A 25,673-nucleotide genomic window follows, 5' to 3' on the forward strand; every position below is an offset into this window, starting at 1 on the left:
CGGGCGCGGCCGGGCGGACACCCCCGAGCCGCGCCCGATGGGGTCAGGACCGCTGAAGCATGCTGTAGGCGGGGGCATCGGCAGGCCGGGCCGGTTCCACGGTGCGCAGTTCCACGTCTAGCAACGTTTGCAGGCCGATGCTCTGATGGACCAATTCACGCTCATCGTAGTAATCGGTACCGATGATCGGGTCGATCTCGAGCCTCGCCAACGCCCTGTACGATGCTCGTATTGCCTTCTGCGCCGCGAGGAACGGCGTGAATCCGTCGATGGCGAACTTGTATCCCAGTGCGCCGAGCTCGGCCAGGGACATCCCGATGGAATCGACTCCGGCCAGCATCGCGTAGACCTTCGGACCGTCGACCCTGGTGCCGATTTCGTACGCCTCTTCGGGGTGCTTGTGCAAGACGTACATGACGTCGGCACCTGCGCGCCGGTATGCCTCCATTCGCCGGACAGCCTCGTCGATGTCGTCGGTTCGACACGCATTGGTGCGAGCGATGATGAGGAAATCGGGATCGCGTCTCGCGGCCACCGCCTCTTCGATCTTCTGGACCATGAGCTCCATCGGAATCAAATGCTCGATGTCGATGTGATGATGGGCCCGTCGCGGCACGAGTTGATCTTCGATCTCGATCGCGCCGAATCCCGCGGCCTCGGCCATCCCCATCGTGTGGTGCATGTGCATCGGATCGCCCCACCCGCAGGTACCGTCGAAAATAATCGGAACATCCGAGGCTGCGCGTATCTCGATGCCCGCCTGCACCATCGACGTCAAAGACAGGTTGGCTTCCGTGCCGGTCTTCAGGTACCCGAGCGTGCCCCCGCCCAGATAGAAGGCCTCGAATCCCTCCGACTCTGCAATCTTGGCACTGATAGGATCCAGGGCAAGCGGAACTACCACTGCCACATCACGTTCCATGAGCTTGCGCAATCGTGCACCGGCACTGATCATCTGTTCTCCTTGTTCGGTCGACGCGTGTGCGCCGAGATCGTCCTTGGGATCGGGTCGGGTTGTGTCGAGGACGCTCCCGCGGCGACCTTCCGCCAGGTGTCGAATGTGTCGTCACCGATCGCACCGACGAGGTCCGGTAATCGGCCGAGAACCGGATAATGAAGACGGTTCGGCTCGGTCAACTCCGCGACGAGCCTGAGATCCTTCGCCATGATGGAGGTCAACGCGTCGAAATCCGGCCGCGAAGCTGTCCATTCGGCGAACATCGTTGCCACGTCGCGAGAATCGACGGTGAGAAGATTTCGCCCACTGCTGGCTTCGAGTACTGGAGCGACGGCCGCAGGAAGGAGTCCGCGCTCCACTGCGAAACGAAACGCTTCGGCGCCCACGTGTGCATTGACCACCGCGATTGCGTTGTTCACCATCTTGACGGTCTGCGCGTCGCCGACGCCACCGCATCGGAACAGCCTGTCACCCAAATGTTTCAAGACCGGCTCGATCGAGTCGACAGTTGCTGGATCACCGCCGAGAAAGACGGACAGAGTGCCGTTCTCGGCGCCGTTCACACCGCCGCTCACGGGGGCATCCACCACGCCGGCCCCGTAGCGCGCGACGCCCTGTCGAAGTTCGCGGATGTGCTCCGGTCCTACGGTACTCATGACCACGACGACCGGCGGGCGTTCCCCGACATCTCCTGCGAAAACGCCGTGGTCGCCGACAAGGACCTCCGCCACCTGCGCGGCCGTCGCGACGAGCACCAACACCGCGTCGGCCGACGCGCACGATCGCGGGTCGGTGGAAACCGTGGTCGCGACCCCGGCGAAGGAGTCCAGAGCATCCACGTTGCGGTCGCAGACCGTCACCGCGTATCCGGCGGACGCGAGTCGCCGAGCCATCGGCGCACCCATGGCACCGACCCCTAGAACTGCCACCGACTCCATCTCGTGCTGCACGTGCTGCTCCTTGTTTGGATCACCGAACCCCGTGGATCTACTGGAGGTCCTGACTTGGGCGAGCAGGAATGCACACCGGGTGACCGCCATCACGTAGTTCGTTTCTAGACCCCGAGCATCATTTAGTCAAGGAAAGGGCTGTCTGGTCCTTGACAGCAATGTGATGCAGCTCATACGCTGCTGTTCCGGTACGCGTCACACCGGCAGCAGGATCGAAGCGATTCGATTCTGCGTTGCGATTTGTCGGCAGCGGCGACGCACGATATCTGCCGCACAACCAAGTTCACAACAAATTCGCCGGACGATCCGGCCAGAGACCGAGGATGCGCTCGTATGGCCCCTAAGACCGAACCCGCTGCCACGACCTCAGCGGGGACCACCACCGATGCGTCCGAAGCAAACCAGAACAGCATGCCCCGGGTCGCCTCGGCGAGCTTCGTCGGCAGCCTGATCGAGTTCTACGATTTCAATATCTACGGTGTTGCCGCGGCCCTGGTATTCGGTGAAATCTTCTTCCCTGCGTTGGGACCCGCTGCTGCAACGGTCGCTGCCTTCGCCACACTCGGCGTTGCGTTCGTTGCCCGTCCGGTCGGCAGCATCCTGTTCGGTCACTTCGGCGACAAACTGGGCCGCAAGCGCACCCTGGTGATCACGCTGATGATGATGGGATTCGCAACGGTGGCCGTTGGGCTGATGCCTACCGCAGATCAGATCGGCATTGCTGCTCCGATCATGCTCGTTGTACTTCGAATCATCCAGGGCCTAGCTGCAGGCGGCGAATGGGCCGGCGCTGCGTTGTTCGTCACCGAGAACGCGCCAAAGGGGAAACGTGGGTTCTGGGCGATGTTCGCCTCTCTCGGAGGCGGTTTCGCACTCACCCTCGCACCGGCTACGTTCCTGCTGACCGGATTGTTCCTCACCGATGAGCAGTTCCTCAGCTTCGGTTGGCGTATCCCGTTCATCGCCAGCACCGTCCTGATCGCTGTCGGAATGTACATCCGGTTGCGCATGGAGGAGACGCCGGTCTTCAAGGCGGAAGAATTGCGCAAGGCCGAAGTACGTCGCACGTCGTCGCCCCAAACGGTCAAGGTCATAAAGGCCCCCTTCTTCGAGGCGTTCAGGAGCCAACCCAAGGAAATCATCCTGGCAAGCCTCACCATGATCATTCCGCCGTCGTTCGGCTACCTCGGTGCGTCCTACCTCGTCAACTACGGAGCCAACACCTTGGACCTGAGCCGTAACGCGGTGCTTGGTCTCGGCGCACTCGGAGGCGCGGCTCTGACCTCCGGAATCTTCTTCGGCGGAACGTATTCCGACAGGATTGGACGTCGACGAGTGATCATCGGCGCAGCGTCGGTCGCCGTCGTGTGGGCGCTGGTCCTGTTCCCCATTCTCGATATCGCGGCCAACTGGACGTTCGCAATCGGCATGGTCGTCACCATGGCAATCGGCGGCGTCGCCCTGGGCCCGATGAGCGCCTTCATGTCCGAGTTGTTCGAGACTCGATACCGTTATACCGCAGCAGGTTTCAGCTACAACGTCGCTCAGATCATCGGCGGCGCCACAGTGCCGTTACTCGCCGCGTCCATCATCGCGGCGTTCGGCGGATTCGTCTTCGGACTTCTCCTCGCCGCACTCGCCGTGGTCAGCCTGCTGAGCGCAGTAGCCCTGAAGGAGACGAAAGACCTGGAGATGGACCGCGTCTAGCGGTATCACCGAACTCTCGCAGACGAACAGGGCCCGCAACGAACGCTTGGCGGGCCCTGTTCATGCCTCGAGTACGACAAACCGCAGCTCTACCGCAACGCACATTCCGCTGAGGGCCGACCGAGGCGAAAGTGCTGGACGCAGCGATGGCCGTCGCCTTGACCGGCAGCGGCAGCTGGCCTCCAGCGCGCCGGCACAAGGCGGCGACGGTGAAACCGTCGACGTGAATATGGGAAACGCGACGGTCGAGCTCGCGCCACGCCCACTCGACATCGGATTCTTCGTCACCTCGATCACCTACGTTCGAGCTTCGACCGACAAACCTGCCGAACTGAACCCAGGCTCACAGAAGGCCGCCGTGGTTACCGGACACGACATCGACCAGCTCGGAATGATCTACACGCGCGTGGTCGAGGAGAGCGCCGACCATCACGGAAACAACGTGATTCACACCGACTGGACCACGCAGACCACCTGAACGAGGTGCAGAACTACTTGCGGGGGCACCCGGACACCACGACCAACGATCATCGTGTCGGAGTACTCGCCACAGATCTCTCACAGCGTCGTCGATACAGTCAAAGCCTCGGGTCGGAACATAACCATCGTCGATGCATGAGGAACCGAATACTCCCTGCAGGAGGTCGGCGCAGCCCGACACGCGATCTCGAGTCCGCCAACGAGCGCGGTCATCGATGGTCAATGAGTTGACGGGTAGGCAACCCTCCAGCTACGGGCTAGGCCGAGCCGAACGCGTCGTACACGGCACGTTCGAATTCGGCATAAGCCGTCATGAAAGGCCCGTCACCGAATGGCACCAACTGCGTCATGAACACTGCCGCAAGGCCTGAACCTGGGTCCACCCAGTAGTGGGTGTTCGCTGTTCCGGCCCAGAACAACGACCCCGGTCGACGCATTCCCGGAACGTCGCCGTCGAGCCGCATGAACCCCGCGGTGTGTGTTTTTTCAACACCTGGGAACGGATCGATGTCCGCCGATCGAGCCACGGTCGATACCTGCGGAACGACGTCGATTTTGCCGAGTTGGTTTTCACGCAACAGCCGCATCGCACCGGGACCGACGATCCGGTGTCCCGCCAGCACACCGTCGTTGATGATCAGTCGCAGGAATCGGAGATAGTCGGCCGCGGTGCTGTAGAGCGATCCGCCCAGGCCGTAGAACTCCGGCCGGACGGCAGGGTTCATCTCGTATCGCTCGAATTCTGTCTGTCCGACTCGGTTCCACAGTTCGGATATCTCGACGTCGTGGGAATCGGGTTCGAAGTACGTAGCTGACATACCCAGTGGCTCGAATATCTCCTCCCGGCAAAACGCGTCGACCGAACGCCCGTCGACCGCCTCGATCACCCTACCGACCCAATCCAGTCCTATTCCGTAGGCGAACCCATCACCGGGATCGAACACGAGCGGACTGCGCAGTGACTCGAATCGTCCCGACAGGGCGGGCGGCAGGCCGCTGACTTCTTGGTACAGCTTCTGCTTCGAGTTGTACGTGCCGTAGGCCAAGCCAGAGGTATGAGTCAGCAAGTGACCGAGCGTCACCGGGCTCCGCGGCGCTCTCAGTACCGAGCCGTGCGCGCCGATACGTTCGAGTACTCCTAGCGTGCCGAACTCGGGGACCATCGAGGCGACCGGCGTGTCCATCGACACAACTCCTCGATCGACCAACATCACCGCGGCCAGGCTGCCGACCGCTTTGGTCATGGAGAAGATTCGAAAAACGGTGTGCTGTCCGGCCAAGCGCGGACCGCGGTCGCGCCCGGCACTCCCCTGCCACAGAATTTCATCCCGATTGCACACCGCGGCGACGAGAAACGGGGCATCCCCACGCGCCACCGCATCCGACATCACGCGGTCGAGTTCGCCCACAGTCTCCACCATCGCTCCCACGGCCGAACGGTCAGTCGGGCAGCGGCTTTCCTGCCAGTTCTTTTGCAAAGAACAGCGCGACCACGCCGAGAACGCCGGTGACGACGAGGATGATGGGAACCCACCCCACGTTCGGTGCGCCGCCCGACGCTTTGAGGATCGCTGTTGCACCGAGCGGTGCCAACCCGGAGATTGCACCGCAGATCTGGTAACCCATCGACGTGCCGGTGTACCGGGTGCGGGTGTCGAAATGTTCTGCGAGGAAGGCCGCCAACGGACCGTACGCCATGCAGTGCCCGATTTCGCAAATGACCAGAGCGAACAAGATCATGCCTTGGTTCTGACCGTTGATCTGAGAGAACAGGAAGTAGACCGCGGGAATCATTACCAGAATGCCCGCTACCATTAACGGCTTTCGCCCGACCCGGTCGGAGACGTAACCGAACAACGGTGTCATTGCGAGAGCCAGAAACCCGATGATGGTCTGTGAATTCAGCAGGTGACCCACGTTGCCCTCGACTGTGCGGGTGTATGCAGTCCCGAAGGTCACGTAGATCTGGTACGGGAGGCTGGCGGCGGTTGCGACCACCACCACCACGACCAAGGTTGCCCGGTAGCGACGGATCAAGTCCACGAACGGCGCGACCGACTCTGTTCGCTTTGCCAGGGAAGCCTTGAAAGCGGGAGTTTCCGACACACCGAGGCGAATCCAAAGGCCCACTGCGACAAGAACAGCCGACGCAATGAACGGCACCCGCCACAAATAGTCCTGCTGATCTTCCGAGAAGCGAGTGATGACGGCAAAGGTCAACGTGGCGAACACACCGCCGGCGAACACACCGGTGTTGCCGAGACTTGCCCAGAACCCTCGGCGACGGCTGTCGAAGTGTTCCGTGATCATCAACACGCTTCCGCCATACTCCGCTCCCGCTCCGACGCCCTGCAACAACCTGGCAATGATCAACAGAACGGGGGCCCACACACCCAACGTCTCGAATCCGGGCAGGATGCCGACCACCACGGTGCTCCCGCCCATCAGAAGCATGCTGCCGACCAATACTTTCTTGCGGCCATACCGATCACCGATATGGCCGCCGATCAACCCGCCTACTGGCCGGATCAAGAACCCCCCGGCCAGAGTCCCGAACGAGGCCAGAGTTCCGATCAACGCCGAATCACTGGGAAAGTAGATCGCCGGAAAGAACAGCGCGGCCGAGATGCCGTAAATGTAGAAGTCGTACCACTCGATGGTATTGCCAAGCAGCGAGGACACTACGATTCTGCGTCGCTCACCCCTGGTCGTCGTAGGAGCGGCACCCACTTCAGCCGAGATGTTGTGTGACATGGTCCCTCACAGAGTCGAAGTTTCGGCCGCTGTCACGGTTCGAGTCGACGAGTGCGTGCCGGCGAGATCCGGTCACCATTCGAAGTGATTGTGATCTGCGCAACAAATCGTATGGACGAAACAGACTGTTGTCAATGACCGTACAGACAATAGCCAGACAGATTGTGGCCCGGCATACGTCGCCAGAACCATCGTGACATCGACCATAAAGGCAACTAGATTGATCAATTTGGCTGTAGTTTTTTTCCAATGGACACCAGAACGGTTGCAGAAGAGGTGCGCGACACCGTTCGTCTGATGTGGCGGCGACTGACCGCAGGACGCACCATGTCGGTGGGCAAGCTGGGAATACTCGCTCACCTGGCCGCGCACGGACCCGCCGCGGCGTCCACGCTGGCCTATGCCGAGAACGTGACCCCGCAGGCCATCGCAACCGCCGTGCGTGAACTACGCGATGCCGGTTTGGTCGAGAAAACACCGGATCTCGAAGACCGCAGACGCACCTGGATCGCGATCACCGAGGCCGGAGCACAAACCCTGGCCAGTGAACGATCTCGCGGCCTCGGATGGCTCGAAGAAGCAATCGACTCACGCCTCACGCCGGAGGAGCAGCAGATCCTCGCCGCGACCATTCCGATACTTCGCAAGCTGATCGAAGACATAGCCTCCGACCGGGTCGACAAATGAACAAGACAACCGCACACCGCAAGTTTCTGCCGGTCTTGGTCTACACCGCGCTGACCAGTTCCATCGTGAGTTCGCTCGGAATGCTGTTGGTACCGACCATCTCCGATGAACTGGGCGTCGAGGTGAGTACCGGCCAATGGATGCTCACGATCAATCTGCTCGTCGGAGCCGTTGCGACACCTATCATGGGCCGACTCAGCGACGGTCCGCACCGGAAGCGCCTACTCCTCACGTCGTTGACGGTGATTTTCTTCGGATCCGTGGTTGCCGCCACAGCCACGAACTTCGGAGTGTTTCTAATCGGTCGCGGACTGCAGGGTCTCAGCTACGGAATCGTCCCCGTGACCATCACGCTGGCGCGGCGATACCTCACCGAAACCAAAGCCAGACAGGGTATCTCGAGTCTATCCGTCACGGTCGCTACCGGCCTGGGCGTCGGGTATCCCTTGACCGGCATTCTCGCGGCGACATTCGATTTCCGGCTGGCATTCTGGTTCGCCGCGCTCTTTCTCGCCACCACCGTCGTCGCGGTCTGGTTCATGGTCCCGAACGGCCCTGACGACCGAGCGCCGCGCGTACCCTTCGACTACGTCGGGGCAGCCTTGATAGGTAGCGGACTCGCCTTGCTCCTGACGGCCGTTAGTGAAGGCTCGCGTTGGGGCTGGGGCTCGACCCCCACCATCGGGTTTTTCGCCGCTGCATTCCTGGCCATGTCGCTGTGGGCCGTAGTGGAACTGCACAGTCGAAACCCCTTGATCGATCTACGCGTGCTACGCAACTCGGACGTGCTGGTCGCCAACAGTACCGCCATCGGTCTCGGAGCGGCGATGTACATCGGACTCTCGATCGGCAGTCTCGTTGCGCAGTCACCGACGTCCACCGGGTACGGAATAGCCCTACCGCTCTTCTGGGCCGGGTTCGTCATGCTGCCGCTCTCGGCAGGAAGCTTCGGCGCAAACCGGCTGGTGCGCAGGATCTCGCACCGGATTCCGATTAGAACCCTCCTTCTCACCGGCGCCGGACTGGTCACTGGATCCAGTGTGTTGCTCTGGCTCGCCCATGACGCGTTGTGGGAAATCATGATCGGCATGTTCGGGTTCGGCACCGGAATCGGAATGACTTACGCCGCCATGCCCGCTCTCATTGCGCGGCAGGTCGCCGATGCCCAGCTTGGCAGCGCGGTCAGTTTCAACCAGGTATTGCGAACCGTGGGCGGATCGTTCGGGAGTGCGCTTTCCGGGGCGGTGCTTGCAGCGCATCTTGCGAGTGATTCTCGACCGAGCGGTGCCGGGATCAACCTCGCCTTCGCCATCGGAGCGATCGGGTGCTGCATCGTGTTCGTCGCATTGCTCGCTAACCGCATCGCCTCGGTCACGCGGAAGAAGCGTGCCGACCACGTCGCGTCGCGGCTCGATTCGAGTGCAGGCGCTTCCTGATCGCGGTGACATCGTCGGCGCTGCAACTGCTTCGGGTGCCAAGACGCAGCCCTGCGACCGTTACTGCCAGTGCCCGACACCAACCGTCGTCATCGACTCCCAGGTGGTGTCGGTGACGTCTCGCCCCTACCCTCGAACACCTGCTCGACTGATGGTATCCACTCGGGCACCACGCTGCCCCGACGAACGGCTTCGGCTTGCACGCGAAGTACGTTCGCGCGCTTGGATATCTGATACTCATCGAGCATCAGTGGAGCACCCCCACCAGAACGGATACGGCGGTCCGTGTCCGCGATCGTCATCTGTTATCGGTTATCGGTTGTCGGTTATCGGTTATCCTCGTGCATGATTCGATTGATCAATGTTTCCGGTGCGTCGTTTCGGGGAGATGTGCATGGTGATGTCAGCCGCGACGACTTCTATCTGGTTGCCGTCGAAGATCTTGACCGGGACCTCGAGGGTCTGTGCGGCATTGGTGAACAGCGGAGTCGTAGGTATCTCTGCATACGCCCGAAGGTCTGTGGTTGCTTTGGCCAGGTACCGAACAGTCATCCCGGCGGGGATCCACCGATGCGTCGAGGGCACGGTTGCGTCGGTCATCAGTCCCGCGGCAAGTTCGGCCATATTGCACGCGGCGATCGCATGGAACGTCCCAAGGTGGTTGTGAACGCGCCGCTTGTTCGCGGCGGCCACTTCACAGTATCCGGGTCGAAGGGAAACGACTCTGGGTTTGATCGTCCGGAAGTACGGGGCCCTGAACTGAACTGCACGGCTGAAAAGCCAGCCACCGAGATCGAACGGAACGCGGACTCGATGTAGCACATTCCAAATACGAAGGTTTGTACTCACGGCGGCGTGCGAGGTCTGCGACATTTCAATTCTCTCTTGGTGGCTGGGCTCTTTACGTGGCAATCTTTGTCAACGCTGCTGTCGACTCGACGAGGTTCTGCCGGTAGCGATGCCAAGACGTCGACGGATGGTTCTGGTTACTTCACCGACGATCATGGAAAGCGGTTGAAAAACGACGACAAGGAGGATCGCGTCTTTCGGACCCAAGATCGTCCCCATCCATAGGTCGATAGCATCCTGGTCGGATGTGGGACGTTCCGCCCACAGACCGTTGGCTGTGCGCTCATACGCATCCCGGATGACTAAAGTCTCCGGATCGAAGCGTTCGTGCTGGTTCAGTTCTCTCGCAGCGTCTGCCGCAATATCTTGAATCTTCGTAGGTATCGACGTCCCGTTTGGCGAGGGAAAGGTTCGTTCGTCACCGCCTGCCGCAGCCGACCACGCACCGTAGACCAAGGGATTCGCTGTTCTCATGACTGCATGGAGCTCTCGGGGCGCCGATTCGAGTATCGCCCTTCGGAGTAGTTCTCGCCAGATCGCGCTGGACAGTCCTGAACCCTGATACTTTGGGTGTACGCCTGCCGAGTTGGCGTAGAAACAACGCCGCCCGCCGAACATCCGGACGTTGCTCGCTACCCAGGCCGCCGGTCGACTGTCCCCATCGAGCACGAGGACTAGGCCATGCAGATCATCGAGACTGTCGTCGGATAGCCACTCGGCCCAGAAATCGGGTGTTGTGCCGGTGAATGTTTCGAGCGCGACCGGCACGAACTCCCTTCGCAGAAATTGGCGGCCAGCCGATGAGAGGCTGGACGATACGTCGGACCATCGCAGTCCCACGAATCCCGCACGGACCCTGAACTTATGTGCTCCTGTCAAAGCGTCGAGCGCGTTGATCACTGTGCGGTCATCCTCTCCGGTTGCCCGGCAGTCCAGGTATCGTTCCATATCTGTACCTCGTCGCCATAAGTCATGATGTGAATGTGACCCTCCGGAACAGAGTTGTTGCTTCTCCCGGCCGCGGTGAGCGCTACCCGCGGGCGAGGTTGTGGACCCGTGGATTCGCGGGAGCTCGACTGACGTGGTCCGAGACGACCAATACCGTTGTCTGCGTCTGCATCTCAGTACTTTCATCCCATCCCTTCGAAGAGTCCTCGAAGGTAGGGCGACATGCCTGTCTGGGTCGGTCTTGGTGGTCAGCTCGGTGCATCCGTCTCGCCTGCACTCCGAGTCAGCGGTCGAGTAACAGTGTGTTCGACGGACACCGTCGATCTCGACCGATGGCTGGCGGCGGTTTCGTGAGGTAGCCGGTAACCGGCTCCCCATTTAAGATCGCACCGAGTGCTACCGAATCACGGAGTCTCCGCTTCAGGATCAACCCTTGGCAGTCAATGCTCCGGACTCCTTCGCGACTTTTGCTCGGCGAGGCTTGGCTGCCGAAAGGGGATCCCATTCCTGCGGTGTCGCGGGAATGGTTCCAGCCGGAACGAGCGGCTTGCCCGCACGGAACTCAGCGAGGAGGTCGCGTCCGAGAATCGTTCCAGCAGTAATGATTCCCGAGAGAAGTACGCCCTCCGTGGCCGGGCCTGGACGACAGCTCGCACCCGCGAGGTAGAGCCCTTCGATGTGGGTCTTCGCGCCTGGTCGCAGAAGAGCGCTTTGATGGGTGTTCCACTCGATGCCATACGACGATCCACCCGTAGACTGGGTGTACCGCTCCTGTGTGATCGGTGTAGCAGCTTCGCGATGCACGATGTGCCCGTCTATTTCGGGCAGAACATCGGTCGCGCGATCGATCATCACATCGGTGAGAAACTCTTTGATGGTCGAATATGTCTCGCTTCGCTTGTACTCGTGCTCCCGAACATCGACCGGTTCTGCACCCCACATCCGATAGTCCATTCGAATCGGGAACATCACCTCGAGAGAACTCGAGCCTTCAGGCGCGTACCTTCCCGGCACGGGATCCTTCATGTTCGAGCAATGCACATACGCGCCGATCACTGGCTGCACCCGCTCCATCCAACTCTCCGCAGTATCACCGGCGCGAAACTTGCACAGCCGCTCGATATCACCGTAGCTCGTCCAGGTCGGCATCGAGAAGTGGTCGCGATTCGGGTACAGCGTCGCCAGATCGATGTCTACTCCGAGGAACGCATTGAAGAATGGCGTCGCCATTCGATAGTCGTTCACGCGCTTGGAGTGTTTGGAAGTCATGGCATCTGCAGGAATCAAGTTGTTGTACGTCTTCTTGATGTCGGCAGTGGAGATCACTGCTGCTGCGCGGTATGTGGCTCCACCTCGTAGGCGCACACCGGCAGCTTTTCCGTTCTCGACCAGAATTTCCTCGGCAAACGCACCTGTGACGACCTCGCCTCCGTACTGTTCGATCACTCTGAGTAGGTTGGCAGAGAACACCTGGCCACCGCCGCTGGGGAACCAGGCCCCACCGGTGACGAAGAGATTCCAGAACGTGGCGAGAGCGACGAAGGGAAAACGGTCCGGCGGGCAGTTCAGGCTGCCGCACGGTGAAATCGTGAGCAAGGTCTGTAGACGCGCGCTGAGCTGGTAGCGATCCATGACGGCCGACGCCGACATCGTTGCCAGTGGCGCGTGCAGTCCTAGTTTCAGTCCTGCCTTCGCCATTCCGCCGATGCTCGCAGTCGAAGTCGCACGATCGACCGAGGCCGCCGTTTTTCGCAGCACCTTGATGAACTTCGCGATCGTACGCCGTTCCTCGGGAAACAAATTCGAGATGCGAACGATGAACTCGTCCCAGTCGGCTGGTGCGTCGAACTCTAGATCCGGGAAAACGTAACGCTCGTGGCCAGTCCGATCCATCGGTAGGTACGTGATGGACTCCTCGAGGCCCAAACCGCGGAATACAGTCGGCATGTCCCCGTTCGGCCCGCAGTCGGCGAGGTGGTGAACGCCGACCTGCCATTCCCACTTTCCTTTACGCCGAAATACGTGCGTGCTACCCCCGACCACCGAGTACTGCTCGAGTACAACGACTTTCTTGCCGGCAGACGAAAGTGCAGCGGCGCTGGTCAACCCTGCCAGTCCCCCACCTACGACTACTACATCGTATGTCTTCATGTCCCACCCTCCGTGCACAGGCTGCACGACTCGACTCGGTTTCGGCTCAGCCACCAGATCCCATCGCCCCGGCAACGCTTCGCCATTCCATGCAACTATGTCACGAAGCATATTACTTTGCCAAGGATTCGCGGCAAAGTCGTGAACCTGGGAACTGTCGACCATCCCCACTGTCAATGTAGTTTCGATTGTGCAACAACGACTTTGACGGCAAGCGAGGTTTGGAGAATGCACTGCGGGTGAACCGTCGGGACGCCCATCAGCCGCGAATTTGAGGGTAAACGGATAGATCTTCAGTCCAAAAATAAGTACGGCAACATAATCAACGGCTGTGAGCGGAGCGTGGCACTGCCGATGATCCTCGCCCACGATCCGGTGCCGAGCACACCGGGGACAGCGGCGCAATGCACCTGATCGCGGTTTTCGAGAACCAACGAGCTTCGATGACACCAAACGTCGGCCTGTCCGCACCTAACCTACGGCGCGGTGCGGCAAGGTAACGAACCCGGTTTGCCGTAGAACCAACCCTGCCCGAGCGTGGCTCCGAGCGAGACCGCGCGACGTCTATCGTCTTCGGTCTCGATACCCTCGGCCACCATGATCGCCCCGCTGCTCCGGACGTACTCATTTATGGCTGCCATCACACGAGACCCCGTCGGCGATTGGGCCGAACGAACCAGTGATGCATCCAGTTTCACTACATCGGGCGCAACGACGGGCAACATCGCCAACGTCTGCGGATTGGCTCCGACATCGTCGAGCGCGACACCGAATCCGCTAGCGCGAGCCCAAGCAACCGTCGCCATCAAAGCACTCGGGTCCGCCAGTAAGGCGGATTCGGTGAGCTCCACGACCATTCGAAGGCGCGAGGCGACCCTCCGGGTCGTCGCTTCGTTATCACCGCGCGACAGCCACTCCTGCACTCCAAGATCAGGTTCGAAGTTCACGAACAACGTGAGGTCGGTGGCAAGATGTGCGTCGAGCGCTCCGTTCAATGCGGCGGTTCTACAAGCGGATTCGACGTGCGAAAGTAGTCCCCGTGAACGAGCGTCGACGAAAACGGCATCGACATCGACTGGTCCAATGCTGGGCCACCGGGCCAGTGCTTCGAATCCTATGCAGGTACCGGATACGAGATCCACTATGGGCTGATACACCGATTCGACAACGGCCGAGTCGGCGACCAGGGCGTCGACCGCCTTGCGCACCGCGGCGTGTGTCGTCACTGGCTGCCGTCAGAGAGTTCGATGAAACGATGAAGACGCTCTCGTGGAGGTCGTTGCGTCGCTCGACGGACGGTCCGGCAATGAATGTCCTTCCGGCTTGCGCGGTAGGACGCGCACAAGCGTGCCGTTCCACTCGAATCGCGGGTGTAATGGGATACTATACATTGGAGCATAGTGGATAGGGAGTATCGAATGTCACGAAAATCCACCGCCCGGACGGATATGCTGAGGAGTGCCGCGTCACTCTTCCGCGAAAAGGGCGTCGAGGCTACCTCGATAGCTGAAGTGATCGCTCACGCAGGCGCTCCGCGTGGGTCGGTGTATCACCATTTTCCGGAGGGAAAGCCGCAACTGGCCGAGGAGGCCACGAGGGCAGCGGGGGCGACGATGGGGTCGATGATATCCGCGGGACTTGCCGCGCACGGTCCTGCCGCAACCATCAGCGCCATCGTCGCCGCCTTCCGTCAGCAATTGATCGCCACCGATTTTCGTGCGGGCTGCCCCGTCGCGCCGGCAGCTCTCGAGGGGATCAACTCGCCGGCCGCCTCCGCTGCCGCCGGCGAGTCGTTCTCCTCCTGGGAGGACACGATCGCGGCCTCTCTATGGCAGCAGGGCCTAGCGTCAGAACGATCGCATCGATTGTCCACACTCGCCATATCCTCGATCGAGGGCGCACTTCTGCTCTCGAAGGCCCAGGGCAGCACACGAGCGTTGGATCGAGTCGAAGCCGAACTGTCGAGTGTGTTCGCCGATGCAATCGGCACCCCTGGACGTCGAGGTACGTTGCAGAGCTAGTTGTGCAGACTGACGAACTCGAGCCTCGATCGACGAATCCCCACCGACAACGGCGTTGCCCGATCTCAACAGGCCCCACAACAGTAGCTCGTGAACTATACGTTTCAGCATAGTTCGGATGGCGATGACTCGCCTTCGGTCACCACGATGGATTTGTCAGCGCGCTCAGTGCCCCGTGAATTTCGCGTCTCTGCGTTCGACGAACGACCTGAAACCTTCGGCGGCGTCGGCTGTGGCGAACAATGCACTCACCTCGCTCGTCAGAGATTGTGCTGCTGCGGGGTTGCCCTCGTCGCGGCTACGATGCGCCGATGCGAGTGTGGCGGCGACACCCAATGGGGCCGAGTGCTCGGCAATACGCTTGGCCAATTCGATCGCACGCTCACGTGCAGACTCGGCGTCATCGCATATCTCCTGCACGAGTCCAATCCTCAGCGCTTCGTCCGCGCCGAATTCGTCTCCTGTCAACAACCACCGCATTGCGTTGCCCCATCCCGCCTCGCGCCAGAAGCGTAGAGTCGCCCCGCCGAACGGGTATATGCCGCGTTTGACTTCGAGCTGGCTGAAGCGAGTGCCAGCAGCAGCGATGCGAATGTCAGCGGCGAGGAGGAGTTCTATACCCAATGTCATGCACCATCCATGTGCCGCGGCAACAATCGGTTTCTTCCAGCGGTAGTCCAGCCGCCACGGATCCATGCCGTCCTCGGGTATGGGGCTGTTTCCGTCTACCAGACATCCCGCCACATCGACCATGTCCAGTCCTGCGGTGAAGTGATCACCGTGGGCGAAGAGCACACCCGCGCGCAGTTCACGGTCCTGTTCGAGAGTCGCGAACGCGCGTGAGAGCTCGGTGATCAGCTCGGTGGTGAATGCATTGCGTTTGTCGGGGCGGTTCAGTCCGATGAGCAGTATGTGGCCGTCGCGATCGACGGTGACAGCAGAGGAAGTCAACGCAGGTCCTTTCGTTCGGCCCAGCCCTGTATGCCTGAATCCCGACCGGTGGAGGCTGGAGGGTGTGACAGCGAGACGGCTCGGGCGCTGCAAGTATGCCGCCCCTTCGTACACCTATGCTGGGTGACATACAAATCTGGACGGCCATCGGCGGCACCGACCGCCGACCTGCGTCGCCTCACGCTCCCGAACAAGGTCGAATTCACCTCACGCCCAAAGTATCTTGCGATGCGAACAGCACATGGCGGTCTGGATTGGGACGTCCTCCTCGTAGCACGCTTGCCAAGTTTCTAAATCTTTTCGGTAACTTACTATGTAGTAGGGTATATTTCGGTCGACTCGACACACAATCGGGTGCGATCAGTAATGACGGAAAGGTTGTGCACGATGAAGGTGACCGGAGTGGGCGGAGTGATTCTCGACGTCACAGAGTGGGGATCGCGTAGTGATCCGACAATCGTATTGGTGCACGGCTTTCCAGATGACCATTCGGTGTGGAACAGTATCGCCGACCTGCTGTCCGACAGATTTCACATCGTCGCTTTCGACGTCAGAGGGGCAGGCCGATCCTCGCGGCCGAGGCGGGTCCGCGAGTACGCGCTGACGTACCTCGACGGTGACCTCAAGGCTGTCGCTCGTGCGCTCTCGCCACACCGGAGAGTGCATCTGGTCGGACACGACTGGGGCTCTGTACAGGCCTGGCACAGCGCAACCCAAGCCGGTGCCGACGCATTGTTCGCTTCTCTGACCTCCATTTCAGGAGGGTCGCTCGATCACGTTCCGACATGGGTCGGGACACGCCTCCGAAGTGGCCGGGATGGTCGACGTGCGGTCTTGAGCATGTGGAAGTCCCCGTTCTACATGGGATTTCTGGCCGCGCCGCTCCTAGCAAGGTTGGCTTGCCGGGCCGGGCTGACGGATCTGACCATCGAATGGGCCCACAGATTCGAGGTGGGTAGGCGCCCGGACCATCTCGGCTCGCACCGCGCGCGGCGGAACCACGCGTCGTCGAAGATCTACACCGCAAACCTGTTTCCGAAACTGGCGAGACCCACACCACGTCGAAACGCGATACCGACTCGAGTGATCGCTCCGACGTCGGACTTCTTCATCACCCCCCACACCAGCACCCTGGGTAAGGAATGGTCGGACGATTTCACCGTCCACGAAGTAGACGGCGGACACTGGGCGGCAGCCTTCAACCCACTTCCGATAGCCGAATCCATCGCCGATCACGTCGGCTCCGTCGAAGCCCGAGGCCCACAACCGAAAGAGGTCATCCGATGAGCACCCGACCGGTCGATCCCCCCAGGGTTTCTCTCGTTCCACGCGACGTGCGGTGGGACTGGTCCGACCTGCCGATCCACTACCTCGGGAATCAGCCGATGGCAACGCATTTCGCCAATGCCTTCAACATGCTGCTGCCCGAAGGCGAGGTGTTCTTCGTGCAAACGTTCCAGCAGGCACTGGCGCACATCATCGACGAGCAGGTGCGCGACGACGTCATCGGGTTCATCGGACAAGAAGCAGTCCATTCGACGGCACACCAATCCGTCCTCGAACACTTCGCGTCCCAAGGATTCGACACCGCCCCATACGTCGATCAGGTTCGCTGGTTCTTCCGGGGATTACTCGGAGACCGGGACCTCGACGGTGCCAAGAAGCACTCGTGGTTGATCGAGCGCATCGCGATTGTTGCTGCGCTGGAACATGTCACCTCTTACATCGGCAATTGGGGCTTGAACGCGCACAGCTGGGACACAGAGATGGACCCTCGCATGCTCGATCTCTTTCGATGGCATCTGGCCGAAGAAGTCGAACATCGGCACGTCGCCTTCGATTTGTTCACCCATCTCGACGGATCCTATCTTCGACGAATCAGAGCGCATATAGTCGCCTACCCCACTTTCATACTTCTGGTGTTGCGCGCCGTGCGCTATCTCGCCGATGCCGATCCACATTCGCCATCCGGGCGCATCGCACGGCTCCGCGGACTCCGCCGAGCCATCAAAGACGGTTTGATTCTCGGACCGAAAGATGTCTTCCGCATGGCGATCGACTATTTCCGTCCCAGCTACCACCCCAGCCAATACGGATCGACCAGTCAGGCAGTGGCCTACCTGGCGTCGTCACCTGCTGCACTCGAGGCTATCGACAGGACCGGCCGATGACGTCTGATCACTACCTCTCATCAGTGCCGTTGTCGTACCGGGGTGATGCTCGGCCGGATCCGACGATGACGATCTTTCGTAGCCTACTGAGCTTCTTCGTCGGACGGGTCAGTCGGTACCGTGTGCGAACGCCCATTCCCCGCTCGACAACGCTCGAACTCGTCGTCGCATCGAGATCTCGACGAGCTGCGACGGACGCAGTCACGCTCGTTCTCAGATCGAATCACGATGGGCCGCTGCCGCTGTGGACTCCGGGTGCGCACATACGTGTGACACTGCCGTCCGGTCGGGTCCGGAACTACTCACTCTGCGGGCTGACCTCGGATCGATACTCGTACAGCATCACCGTGCGAATCCGACCCGACAGTGCGGCGACCCGAGAGATCGATCTCGATGTACAACCGGGAACACAGTTGCAGATTTCCCATCCTCGGAACAACTTTCCGTTCGCGAACCCGATGTTGGGCACGACCAGAACCCACTCGGTGGTCTTCATCGCCGGCGGAATCGGAATCACCGCCCTCAAACCGATGATCGAAGAAGCCGTCGCCACCGGTGTGCCGTGGCAACTGACCTACTTCGGGCGCAACGAAGAATCAATGCCATTCCTGACGGACCTAAGTCCCTCGTCATCGCCTCGCGTCACGGTCCTGACAACCGAAGTACACGGTCGCCCCACCGCACGTCAGTTGACGTCCCAGGTCCAACCTGGCTGCTCGGTGTACTACTGCGGGCCATCGGCACTGCTGGGTGCCCTACGCGCGGCCACCGTCGAGGCGGGAGCGGGCGGATTCCATTTCGAACGATTCGACACACCGGTAGTAGTGTCCGGGTCACCGTTCGATCTTCACCTCTCCCGTTCCGGACGAACGCTGACCATCCCCGCCGACCGTTCAGCGCTCGCTGTGGCATTGGAGACGAACCCCGCGACCCCCTACGCCTGCAGGCAAGGGTTCTGCGGATCGTGCAGGGTCCATGTCAGCAAGGGGCGCATCGAACAGCGCGGACACTCGTCATTCCTGGCCGAGCCCGACACCATGCTGTTATGCGTCGACCGCGCCGCTGACGACGCCCTCACCATCGACTTGTGACAACTCGCCGAACCAGACATCGGCATGTCCGTATCGATCCCAGTTCTCGTTGGAATGACACTGTTTCGCAAGATCTTTGGTCTGCCTACGGCTCGCATTTTTCGATCGCATTGGCGACGGACCTGAACACTCGAACGGTTCTACAAAGGAAAGGATAATCCATGACCGTACATACAGATTTCGTAGACGGAATCGCGATCCTCAACCTCGGAGACGACGAAAATCGCTTTTCTGTATCCTGGATCGAATACGTGAACGATTCGCTCGACCGGATCGATGCGGGAGATGCCCAAGCACTCGTCACAACCGGTACAGGAAAATTCTATTCCAACGGGTTGGATCTGGAATGGGTCCTCGCACATCCAGACAAAGCGGAATGGTATATCGATCGAGTGCATGCAATATTCGCCCGAATCCTGACAGCGCCCGTACCTACTGCAGCGTCGGTGAACGGACACGCCTTCGGCGCCGGGGCGATGTTCGCCATTGCTCACGACTACCGAATAATGCGAGAAGACCGGGGTTACTTCTGTTTTCCCGAGATCGATATCGACGTCCCGTTCACTCCTGGGATGTCCGCGCTGATTCAGTCCAAACTTTCGAGTAGGACTGCGATCGAGGCGATGACGACCGGTCATCGATACGGCGGGCCCCAAGCACTCAGTGCAGGATTGGCTGACGCCCTCGCTGCCGAGGGTACAACCACAGACGCCGCCGTTCGAAAAGTCGAGGCTGTAATGGGCAAGACTCCGGCAACCATGAGAGCCATCAAGAAGACTATGTTTGCCGACGTCCTCGAAGCGCTAACCGACAAAGACACTTGACCGGGTCGACGAGCAAACCTCCAGCCACCGCTTTCGAACTTTCCTCGCCCTACACGGACCCGGTTCTTACGTGTCCGCGCAATCCACGCCGTGAGGCCGAAACCTCGAACCGGATCCATCCGGTTCGAGGTTCCTTTGCTGTTGGTTAGGGCTGTGCAAAGTATTCGGCGTCGCTTATGTGCTCGAGCCATGTCGTGGTCGTAGCAGGATCCTCCGCGTTGTCCAACATTGCCAAATGCTCCATGAACGAATCCGGCGAGGCACCGTGCCAATGTTCTTCGTTCGGTGGGCAATACACCGTCTGCCCGGCTGTTGCCTCGATCCTGTCACCGGATCGGGTACCGATCCAGGCAATACCCTGGGTGATGTGCAACGTCTGGCCGAGCGCATGCGAATGCCAGGCTGTCCGCGAGCCTGGCGCGAAGCGCACCTTGGCGACGATCATGGTCTGACCGGCGGTCCGCGGAGACGCGATAGAGTCCAACCAAACGTCCCCGGCGAACTGCTCAGGTGGATTCTTGGTAGTCGGCTTGCTCGATTCAAGATGCATGTCGATCCTCTCAGGCTTCTGGGATGTCCCGACCGAAGTTTTCACGGGTGACGTCCTCGGGATCGGGTCCGCCGCGAACACCGGTGTCGAGACCGTCGATCGCGGTCACCTGGTCGGCGGTCAGCTCGAAATCGAACACATCGAAGTTTTCTTCGATTCGCGACGGCGTCACGGACTTGGGGATGACCTGGCGTCCCTCCTGCAGGTGCCACCGCAGCATGACCTGTGCTGGAGTCTTGCCGTGCGCCTCGGCGATATCGATAATCACGGAGTCCTGGAGCGTCGAACCCTTCGAGCCGTCCCGGTAGAAGGTGATTCCGCCGATCGGAGACCAGGCCTGCGAGACGATTCCGCGTTCGGTGTTGGCTGTGAGGAGTTCCTTTTGCTGGAAGTAGGGATGGACCTCGATCTGGTTCACCGCTGGCACAATCGATGAGGCGTCGGCCAGCCGGGCGAGATGATCGGGCATGAAGTTGCTGACCCCGATGGCCCGGACCTTGCCGTCGGCCAGGAGGGTCTCGAGTGCGCGGTACGCATCGATCGTCAGCTGGAACTCACCGGGCAACGCTTGGTGCAGGATCAGAAGGTCTATCTGCTCCACGCCCAGCTTTCCGGCGCTCTTGTCGAACGAGTGGATGGTCTCGTCGTAGCCGTAGTCGCTGATCCAGATTTTGGTCTCGATGAAGACGTCCGACCGGTCGATTCCGGATCGCGCGATCGCTTCGCCCACACCCCGTTCGTTCCCGTAGGCCGCGGCGGTGTCGATGTGGCGATAGCCGACCCGCAATGCTGTGTCGACGGCAGTAGACGTCTCCTCCGGTGGTGTTTGGAAAACGCCGTATCCCAGTGCTGGGATACGAATGCCGTTGTTCAGTGTCAATTCGGGAATGCTCATACATTCACCGTAAGCACGGTGGCAGCTGGGCGGGAGGGTCTGCAATGCCAGGTACTGGTGGTACCCCTCACCGAATCCCCGCCCTCTGCAGCCAGGACGTCACATCGTCCTGTGCGTCGCGCACTTCTTCACCCTGTACCGCGAGACCCTCTCCGATGGTGGCGCCGGGGCAACTCTGTCGATAAACGTCGGGCACACCACTCAGACCACTGACAGCATGAGTGGTTACCGGATAGAGCATCTTCCCATCGAAGTTCAATCGCTCGGTGAACGTCCACATCACCATCGGGGCCGAACTGTTCCAGACCGGGCAGGCAAGGATGATGGTGTCGTAATCGTCCAACGACTCGATCGGGCCGACGAGCGCGGGGCGCACATTTCCGCGCTGCTCGACTCGATTGCGTTCCACGGTCGGTTCGTAGTCGAACGGGTAGGGCTCAGATGGCTCGATCCGATGGACGTCGCATTCGATGCGTTCGGTGATCATGCCCACCAACACCTCGGTGTTGCCGACATCGAGCACGGTGCGATCACCGTAGTAGTAGTTCTCTCCCGGCCGAGAGAAGAACGCAACCAGTATGCGGCTGCCACTGCCTTGCCGCGGTGTGACGGCCGAGGTGGGCTGCGAGTCGGTCTCCTGCGGCTCAGTATCGGGCGCCTCGATTTCCGTGTTCGAACATCCCGCCAAGGCGGAGGTCACTCCGGTGGCTCCGAGGGCCAAGGCGCCGCGAAGTACCCATCGTCTCGATGCCACTCGGGGCACCTGCCGCATCATCGCGCGGCCACCGGTACGGCGCCGCGTGTCGCGCGCTCTGCGGGAACGATGACGGCGAGAACCACGATCAGGGCAAGAACGAGAATGACACTCCCGCCGGTCAACGCGGCGCTAGCGCGCTCGGCTGCAGCCTCTGCACCGAAGCTCTCGGCACCGGCATTCGCTGAGACAGCCACCAGAATTCCCAACCCGAGAGCCATACCGAGTTGGTGGGCAGTGTTCAGTAATCCCGACGCCGCGCCCGCGTCTGAGGGTTCGACATCTGCGATACCAGCGTTGGTGAGCGGCCCAAAGGCAAACCCTTGGCCTGCACCGATCAGCATCATCGGGAGCGCAACAGCGGTGAGGTAGCTGTCTCCGATGCCGATGGCACTGAGCCACACCATGCCGACCAGTGCAATGACGACGCCGGTCGTCAACAGGACCGCGTTGGACAACCGTGCGTTCAACCTCGGGATAGCCATCGCGACAATGAAATTGACGACAGTCATCGGCAGAAATCCAAGACCGGCTTCGAACGGGGTGAACCCGAGAACATCCTGCATGTATTGCGTGGTGAAGAAAAAGAATCCAATCATCGCGCCCAAGAACAAGAGGCGAGTTCCGTAGGCTCCACTGCGAATCCGGCTGGCGAAGAGTCTCAGTGGCATGATCGGCTGTTCCACACGCGACTCGTTGAGAACCAACCCTGCCAACAAACCAAACCCGAGCAACAGCGAGACGATTACTCGCGTGCTACCCCAACCGGTTTCACCCGACTCGATGATGCCGAACACCAGAGCACCGACACCGAAAGTCGCTGCGAGGGCGCCGACGACGTCGAAACGTCCTTTCTGTCCATGCGTGTGGTCCAGCACCGAGCGTGCAGCAATGATCATCGCGATCGCAATGGGGACATTGACCAGGAACCCGGCTCGCCAAGACACCCACTCGGTGAGTGCGCCACCGACCAACAGACCGAGGCTCGCACCGACACCGGCAGAGGCTGCGTACCAGGCCACCGCACGCTTGCGCGCTTCTCCCTCGAAGTACGTGGTGATCAGAGCCAGCGACGTCGGTGCGACAATGGCAGCCCCGATTCCCTGAACTGCGCGGCCCGCGATCATCCACGGCCCCGATGGCGCAAGACCGATGAGCAGCGACGCCGACCCGAAGATCGTCAGACCGACGATGAAGAGCCGGCGACGTCCGACGATGTCACCCACTCGGGCCGCGAGCAAAAGTAGACCACCGAAGACCAGCGTGTACGCGTCCTGCACCCAGGACAGAGCCGTGGGCGACAGATCGAGACCCGCCCTGATGCTGGGTAATCCGGTAAAGATCACGGAGTTGTCCATCAATACCATGAAGTAACTGATCAACACGATCGCCAAGATTGCAACCGGCTTCGTGGTTGCCGGACGTGCGGTGGTTGTTGTCATGACCCCTCGAACCTTCGAATCGAATGTATGAACACAGTCGACCTCGATCCCTCGGTCCCGGGGAGTCACTGTCGTTCCAGGTACTGTCAGTGCCTCCCCCGATCACGTATGCGCTCCTATCGTGGAGCTATGAGCAGCAGCGACCTTCGCGCGGAAATCCGCGACTTTCTCAGCTCCAGACGAGCGCGTATCACCCCTGAGGAAGCCGGTTTGCCCGCGTACGGCGGGAACAGGCGCGTCAAGGGACTTCGTCGCGAGGAAGTCGCCATGCTCGCGGGTGTTTCCGTCGACTATTACATCCGGATGGAGCGTGGCAGCCTCACCGGCGCCTCGGACAGCGTTCTCGACTCCCTGGCCGGTGCACTCAAACTCGACGATGCCGAACGCGATCACCTCTTCGCGCTAGCGCACCGCTCGCACGCCACGTCCACCCGACGCAAGAAGTCGACGACGACGACCGTGCGCCCAGTCCTGCTGCAAGTGCTCGAGGCGGTCGCCGACGCGCCTGCATGGATCCGCAACGGACGTCACGACATACTGGCCATGAACCCGCTGGCGCGAGCCTTGTACTCCCCTGTTCTGTCCGACCCCAGGCGACCGGCCAACACGACACGGTTCGTCTACCTCGAACCCGAAGCGGCCCAGGAGTTCTTCGTCGACTACGACCAGATCACCCGAGACGCGGCAGCAATGCTGCGCCTGGAAGCCGGCAAGAACCCACACGACAAAGCCCTCATCGAACTCGTCGGCGAACTATCGACGCAGAGCGAGCTGTTTCGTAAGCACTGGGCTTCACAAGACGTCCGCTTCCACCGCAGTGGACGTAAACGCCTGCGGCATCCTGTCGTTGGGCAACTCGACCTCGACTTCGAAGCGATGGAACTGCCGTCCGAGCCAGGTTTGCAACTGAACATCTACACCGCCGCTGCCGGAACGCCCACAGCGGACGCAATCAAGATGCTCGCCTCGTGGGCGGCAAGTCAAGAGATACTTCCGTCCGAGCAAGAACCCGCGAGCGAGCCCCGCTGACGGTCTCCGACCGGAAGATATGCGCACAACACAATGGGAAAGCAACAACGTGACAACTCGATGTGAACAACAGGAAAACGAGGAACCCAGCTTGATGTCGAAGGTCAAGACTCGCTTCGGCCGTTTCACCGACCGGGAGGATCTCAACGCCCGTGCGCTGGGCACTTTGAACGACGACATCGTGCCGTGATCACTCCAGCCCGACTGACATCTGAGAGGACGGTGCACTCAGCGTGCCTCCGAAGGAAACAGCCCGCAATTACCTCGACCTACTGTTTCCGAATGCAACGTCGACACTCGCGGCGACCGACCCAGAACTCGTCGAATACTTCGAGACCTTCGCCTTCGGCGACGTCATTGCAGAGACCGACCTCGATGAACACATTCGACTGATGGTGCAGCTTGCCGCGATAATCGCCTGCGGCGGGCTGACCGAATACCGCGTGATGCTCGGCGGCGCACTGACCATCGGTGTCAGCCCGGTCGAAGCCAAGGAAATCGTCTACCAGGCTGTCCCCTACATCGGTATTGCCAAATCTATGGACTTCGTCCACGCGACCAACGACGTCTTGACCGAACGTGGGGTCGAACTGCCTCTGCCGGGCCAGTCCACCACCACACCGCAGACGCGCGCCCTCGACGGACTCGCAATTCAGAAACGCATCGTCGGCGATTCAGCGGTCGACAGAATGTACGAGTCCGCACCGCAGGACGAGCAGCACATCCAGCGATTCCTCTCGGCCAACTGCTTCGGAGACCACTACACGCGCACAGGACTGGATGTCCCGATCCGGGAACTACTCACCCTTTCGATGCTCTCGGCCCTCGGCGGGTGCGATCCGCAGGTGAGGGGTCACGTAGCAGCCAATATCAACGTCGGAAACGAAAGAGAGCTCCTGATCTCCGTCGTGACATCACTGCTCCCCTTCATCGGATATCCCCGCACCCTCAACGCTCTCCGAGCAGTCGACGAGGTCACGCTCCGAAGCTGATGGGAACCTCGACTCGTCGGAAGCCGGCCACTG

At 60.7% G+C, this 25,673-nt stretch carries 24 protein-coding genes; 11 read left to right on the plus strand and 13 right to left on the minus strand.

Translation table 11 applies throughout. The annotated features are described in order from the left end of the window. Nucleotides 1-43 precede the first annotated feature (43 nt). The gene (locus CH290_RS10385) at nt 44-955 is read right to left on the minus strand and encodes an isocitrate lyase/PEP mutase family protein (RefSeq protein ID WP_052083055.1); all 912 of its coding nucleotides are present in this window, start codon (nt 953-955) and stop codon (nt 44-46) included. Continuing rightward, the gene (locus tag CH290_RS10390) at nt 952-1,908 is read right to left on the minus strand and encodes an NAD(P)-dependent oxidoreductase (RefSeq protein WP_170947636.1); all 957 of its coding nucleotides are present in this window, start codon (nt 1,906-1,908) and stop codon (nt 952-954) included. Before CH290_RS10390 ends, CH290_RS10385 begins: the two co-directional genes overlap by 4 nt. 333 nt (nt 1,909-2,241) lie before the next feature. Here CH290_RS10390 and CH290_RS10395 point away from each other — a divergent pair, with 333 nt between their 5' ends. Both CH290_RS10395 and CH290_RS10400 read left to right on the plus strand, forming a co-directional pair. After that, nucleotides 2,242-3,615 (plus strand): MFS transporter, encoded by a 1,374-nt coding sequence (locus tag CH290_RS10395; RefSeq protein WP_033188425.1) that lies wholly within the window; start codon nt 2,242-2,244, stop codon nt 3,613-3,615. A gap of 223 nt (nt 3,616-3,838) precedes the next feature. Next, nucleotides 3,839-4,093, plus strand: coding sequence for a hypothetical protein (locus tag CH290_RS10400; RefSeq protein WP_141216140.1), 255 nt, complete (start codon nt 3,839-3,841; stop codon nt 4,091-4,093). Nucleotides 4,094-4,352: 259 nt separating this feature from the next. Here CH290_RS10400 and CH290_RS10405 read toward each other — a convergent pair whose 3' ends face one another. Both CH290_RS10405 and CH290_RS10410 read right to left on the minus strand, forming a co-directional pair. Further along, nucleotides 4,353-5,516, minus strand: a complete 1,164-nt coding sequence (locus tag CH290_RS10405; RefSeq protein ID WP_033188423.1) for a serine hydrolase domain-containing protein — start codon at nt 5,514-5,516, stop codon at nt 4,353-4,355. A gap of 19 nt (nt 5,517-5,535) precedes the next feature. Beyond that, on the minus strand, nt 5,536-6,777 hold the full coding sequence (locus CH290_RS10410) for an MFS transporter (RefSeq protein WP_170947635.1): 1,242 nt from the start codon (nt 6,775-6,777) through the stop codon (nt 5,536-5,538). Between the two features lie 321 nt (nt 6,778-7,098). Between CH290_RS10410 and CH290_RS10415 the strand changes: the two genes are divergently transcribed. Together CH290_RS10415 and CH290_RS10420 are read left to right on the plus strand one after the other, a co-directional pair. Continuing rightward, complete coding sequence (locus CH290_RS10415; protein WP_033188422.1) at nt 7,099-7,536, plus strand: MarR family winged helix-turn-helix transcriptional regulator; 438 nt, start codon at nt 7,099-7,101, stop codon at nt 7,534-7,536. Further along, on the plus strand, nt 7,533-8,972 hold the full coding sequence (locus tag CH290_RS10420) for an MFS transporter (RefSeq protein WP_033188421.1): 1,440 nt from the start codon (nt 7,533-7,535) through the stop codon (nt 8,970-8,972). The genes CH290_RS10415 and CH290_RS10420 overlap by 4 nt, the downstream gene beginning before the upstream one ends. Before the next feature lie 333 nt (nt 8,973-9,305). On the opposite strand, the gene CH290_RS10425 is transcribed toward CH290_RS10420, so the two are convergent. The 4 genes from CH290_RS10425 to CH290_RS10440 all read right to left on the minus strand — a co-directional run bounded on the left by CH290_RS10425 (nt 9,306) and on the right by CH290_RS10440 (nt 14,146). Then, entirely contained in the window at nt 9,306-9,845 is a 540-nt protein-coding gene (locus CH290_RS10425) for a hotdog fold domain-containing protein (protein WP_080748640.1), read from the minus strand. Between the two features lie 45 nt (nt 9,846-9,890). Next, entirely contained in the window at nt 9,891-10,721 is an 831-nt protein-coding gene (locus CH290_RS30220; protein WP_155295515.1) for a GNAT family N-acetyltransferase, read from the minus strand. 474 nt (nt 10,722-11,195) lie between these two features. Then, the gene (locus CH290_RS10435) at nt 11,196-13,289 is read right to left on the minus strand and encodes a phytoene desaturase family protein (protein WP_141216139.1); all 2,094 of its coding nucleotides are present in this window, start codon (nt 13,287-13,289) and stop codon (nt 11,196-11,198) included. A gap of 107 nt (nt 13,290-13,396) precedes the next feature. Continuing rightward, nucleotides 13,397-14,146, minus strand: a complete 750-nt coding sequence (locus CH290_RS10440; protein ID WP_052083053.1) for an EAL domain-containing protein — start codon at nt 14,144-14,146, stop codon at nt 13,397-13,399. A gap of 192 nt (nt 14,147-14,338) precedes the next feature. Between CH290_RS10440 and CH290_RS10445 the strand changes: the two genes are divergently transcribed. Further along, a complete protein-coding gene (locus CH290_RS10445) occupies nt 14,339-14,941 on the plus strand; it encodes a TetR/AcrR family transcriptional regulator (protein ID WP_230620884.1) in 603 nt (200 codons plus the stop codon). 165 nt (nt 14,942-15,106) lie between these two features. Here the strand turns inward: CH290_RS10445 and CH290_RS10450 are convergent, their stop codons facing one another. Continuing rightward, nucleotides 15,107-15,892 (minus strand): crotonase/enoyl-CoA hydratase family protein, encoded by a 786-nt coding sequence (locus CH290_RS10450; protein WP_033188418.1) that lies wholly within the window; start codon nt 15,890-15,892, stop codon nt 15,107-15,109. A gap of 387 nt (nt 15,893-16,279) precedes the next feature. On the opposite strand from CH290_RS10450, the gene CH290_RS10455 reads away from it, so the two are divergent. From CH290_RS10455 to CH290_RS10470, 4 genes are all read left to right on the plus strand, one after another. Beyond that, a complete protein-coding gene (locus CH290_RS10455; RefSeq protein WP_052083078.1) occupies nt 16,280-17,179 on the plus strand; it encodes an alpha/beta fold hydrolase in 900 nt (299 codons plus the stop codon). Next, on the plus strand, nt 17,176-18,063 hold the full coding sequence (locus tag CH290_RS10460; RefSeq protein ID WP_033188417.1) for a metal-dependent hydrolase: 888 nt from the start codon (nt 17,176-17,178) through the stop codon (nt 18,061-18,063). The genes CH290_RS10455 and CH290_RS10460 overlap by 4 nt, the downstream gene beginning before the upstream one ends. A gap of 65 nt (nt 18,064-18,128) precedes the next feature. Further along, a complete protein-coding gene (locus tag CH290_RS10465) occupies nt 18,129-19,154 on the plus strand; it encodes a PDR/VanB family oxidoreductase (protein WP_033188486.1) in 1,026 nt (341 codons plus the stop codon). 161 nt (nt 19,155-19,315) lie between these two features. Further along, on the plus strand, nt 19,316-19,978 hold the full coding sequence (locus tag CH290_RS10470; protein ID WP_033188416.1) for an enoyl-CoA hydratase/isomerase family protein: 663 nt from the start codon (nt 19,316-19,318) through the stop codon (nt 19,976-19,978). Nucleotides 19,979-20,123: 145 nt separating this feature from the next. Here the strand turns inward: CH290_RS10470 and CH290_RS10475 are convergent, their stop codons facing one another. The 4 genes from CH290_RS10475 to CH290_RS10490 form a co-directional block, all read right to left on the minus strand. Next, nucleotides 20,124-20,528 (minus strand): (R)-mandelonitrile lyase, encoded by a 405-nt coding sequence (locus CH290_RS10475; protein ID WP_033188415.1) that lies wholly within the window; start codon nt 20,526-20,528, stop codon nt 20,124-20,126. Nucleotides 20,529-20,538: 10 nt separating this feature from the next. Beyond that, nucleotides 20,539-21,423: an aldo/keto reductase gene (locus tag CH290_RS10480; protein WP_033188414.1), complete on the minus strand. Its 885-nt coding sequence runs from the start codon at nt 21,421-21,423 to the stop codon at nt 20,539-20,541. Between the two features lie 67 nt (nt 21,424-21,490). Then, nucleotides 21,491-22,177 carry a flavodoxin gene (locus tag CH290_RS10485; protein WP_212555948.1) on the minus strand — a complete coding sequence of 229 codons (687 nt, stop codon included), beginning with the start codon at nt 22,175-22,177 and terminating at the stop codon, nt 21,491-21,493. A gap of 17 nt (nt 22,178-22,194) precedes the next feature. Next, complete coding sequence (locus CH290_RS10490) at nt 22,195-23,619, minus strand: MFS transporter (protein WP_033188413.1); 1,425 nt, start codon at nt 23,617-23,619, stop codon at nt 22,195-22,197. A 129-nt stretch (nt 23,620-23,748) separates the two neighbouring features. Here CH290_RS10490 and CH290_RS10495 point away from each other — a divergent pair, with 129 nt between their 5' ends. Continuing rightward, nucleotides 23,749-24,648: a helix-turn-helix transcriptional regulator gene (locus CH290_RS10495; protein ID WP_033188412.1), complete on the plus strand. Its 900-nt coding sequence runs from the start codon at nt 23,749-23,751 to the stop codon at nt 24,646-24,648. Nucleotides 24,649-24,881: 233 nt separating this feature from the next. Beyond that, nucleotides 24,882-25,640 (plus strand): carboxymuconolactone decarboxylase family protein, encoded by a 759-nt coding sequence (locus CH290_RS10500; RefSeq protein ID WP_033188411.1) that lies wholly within the window; start codon nt 24,882-24,884, stop codon nt 25,638-25,640. Nucleotides 25,641-25,673: the final 33 nt, after the last annotated feature.

The organism is Rhodococcus sp. 06-156-4 (assembly GCF_002259345.1).
GTDB classification, from domain to species: Bacteria; Actinomycetota; Actinomycetes; order Mycobacteriales; family Mycobacteriaceae; genus Rhodococcoides; species Rhodococcoides fascians_E.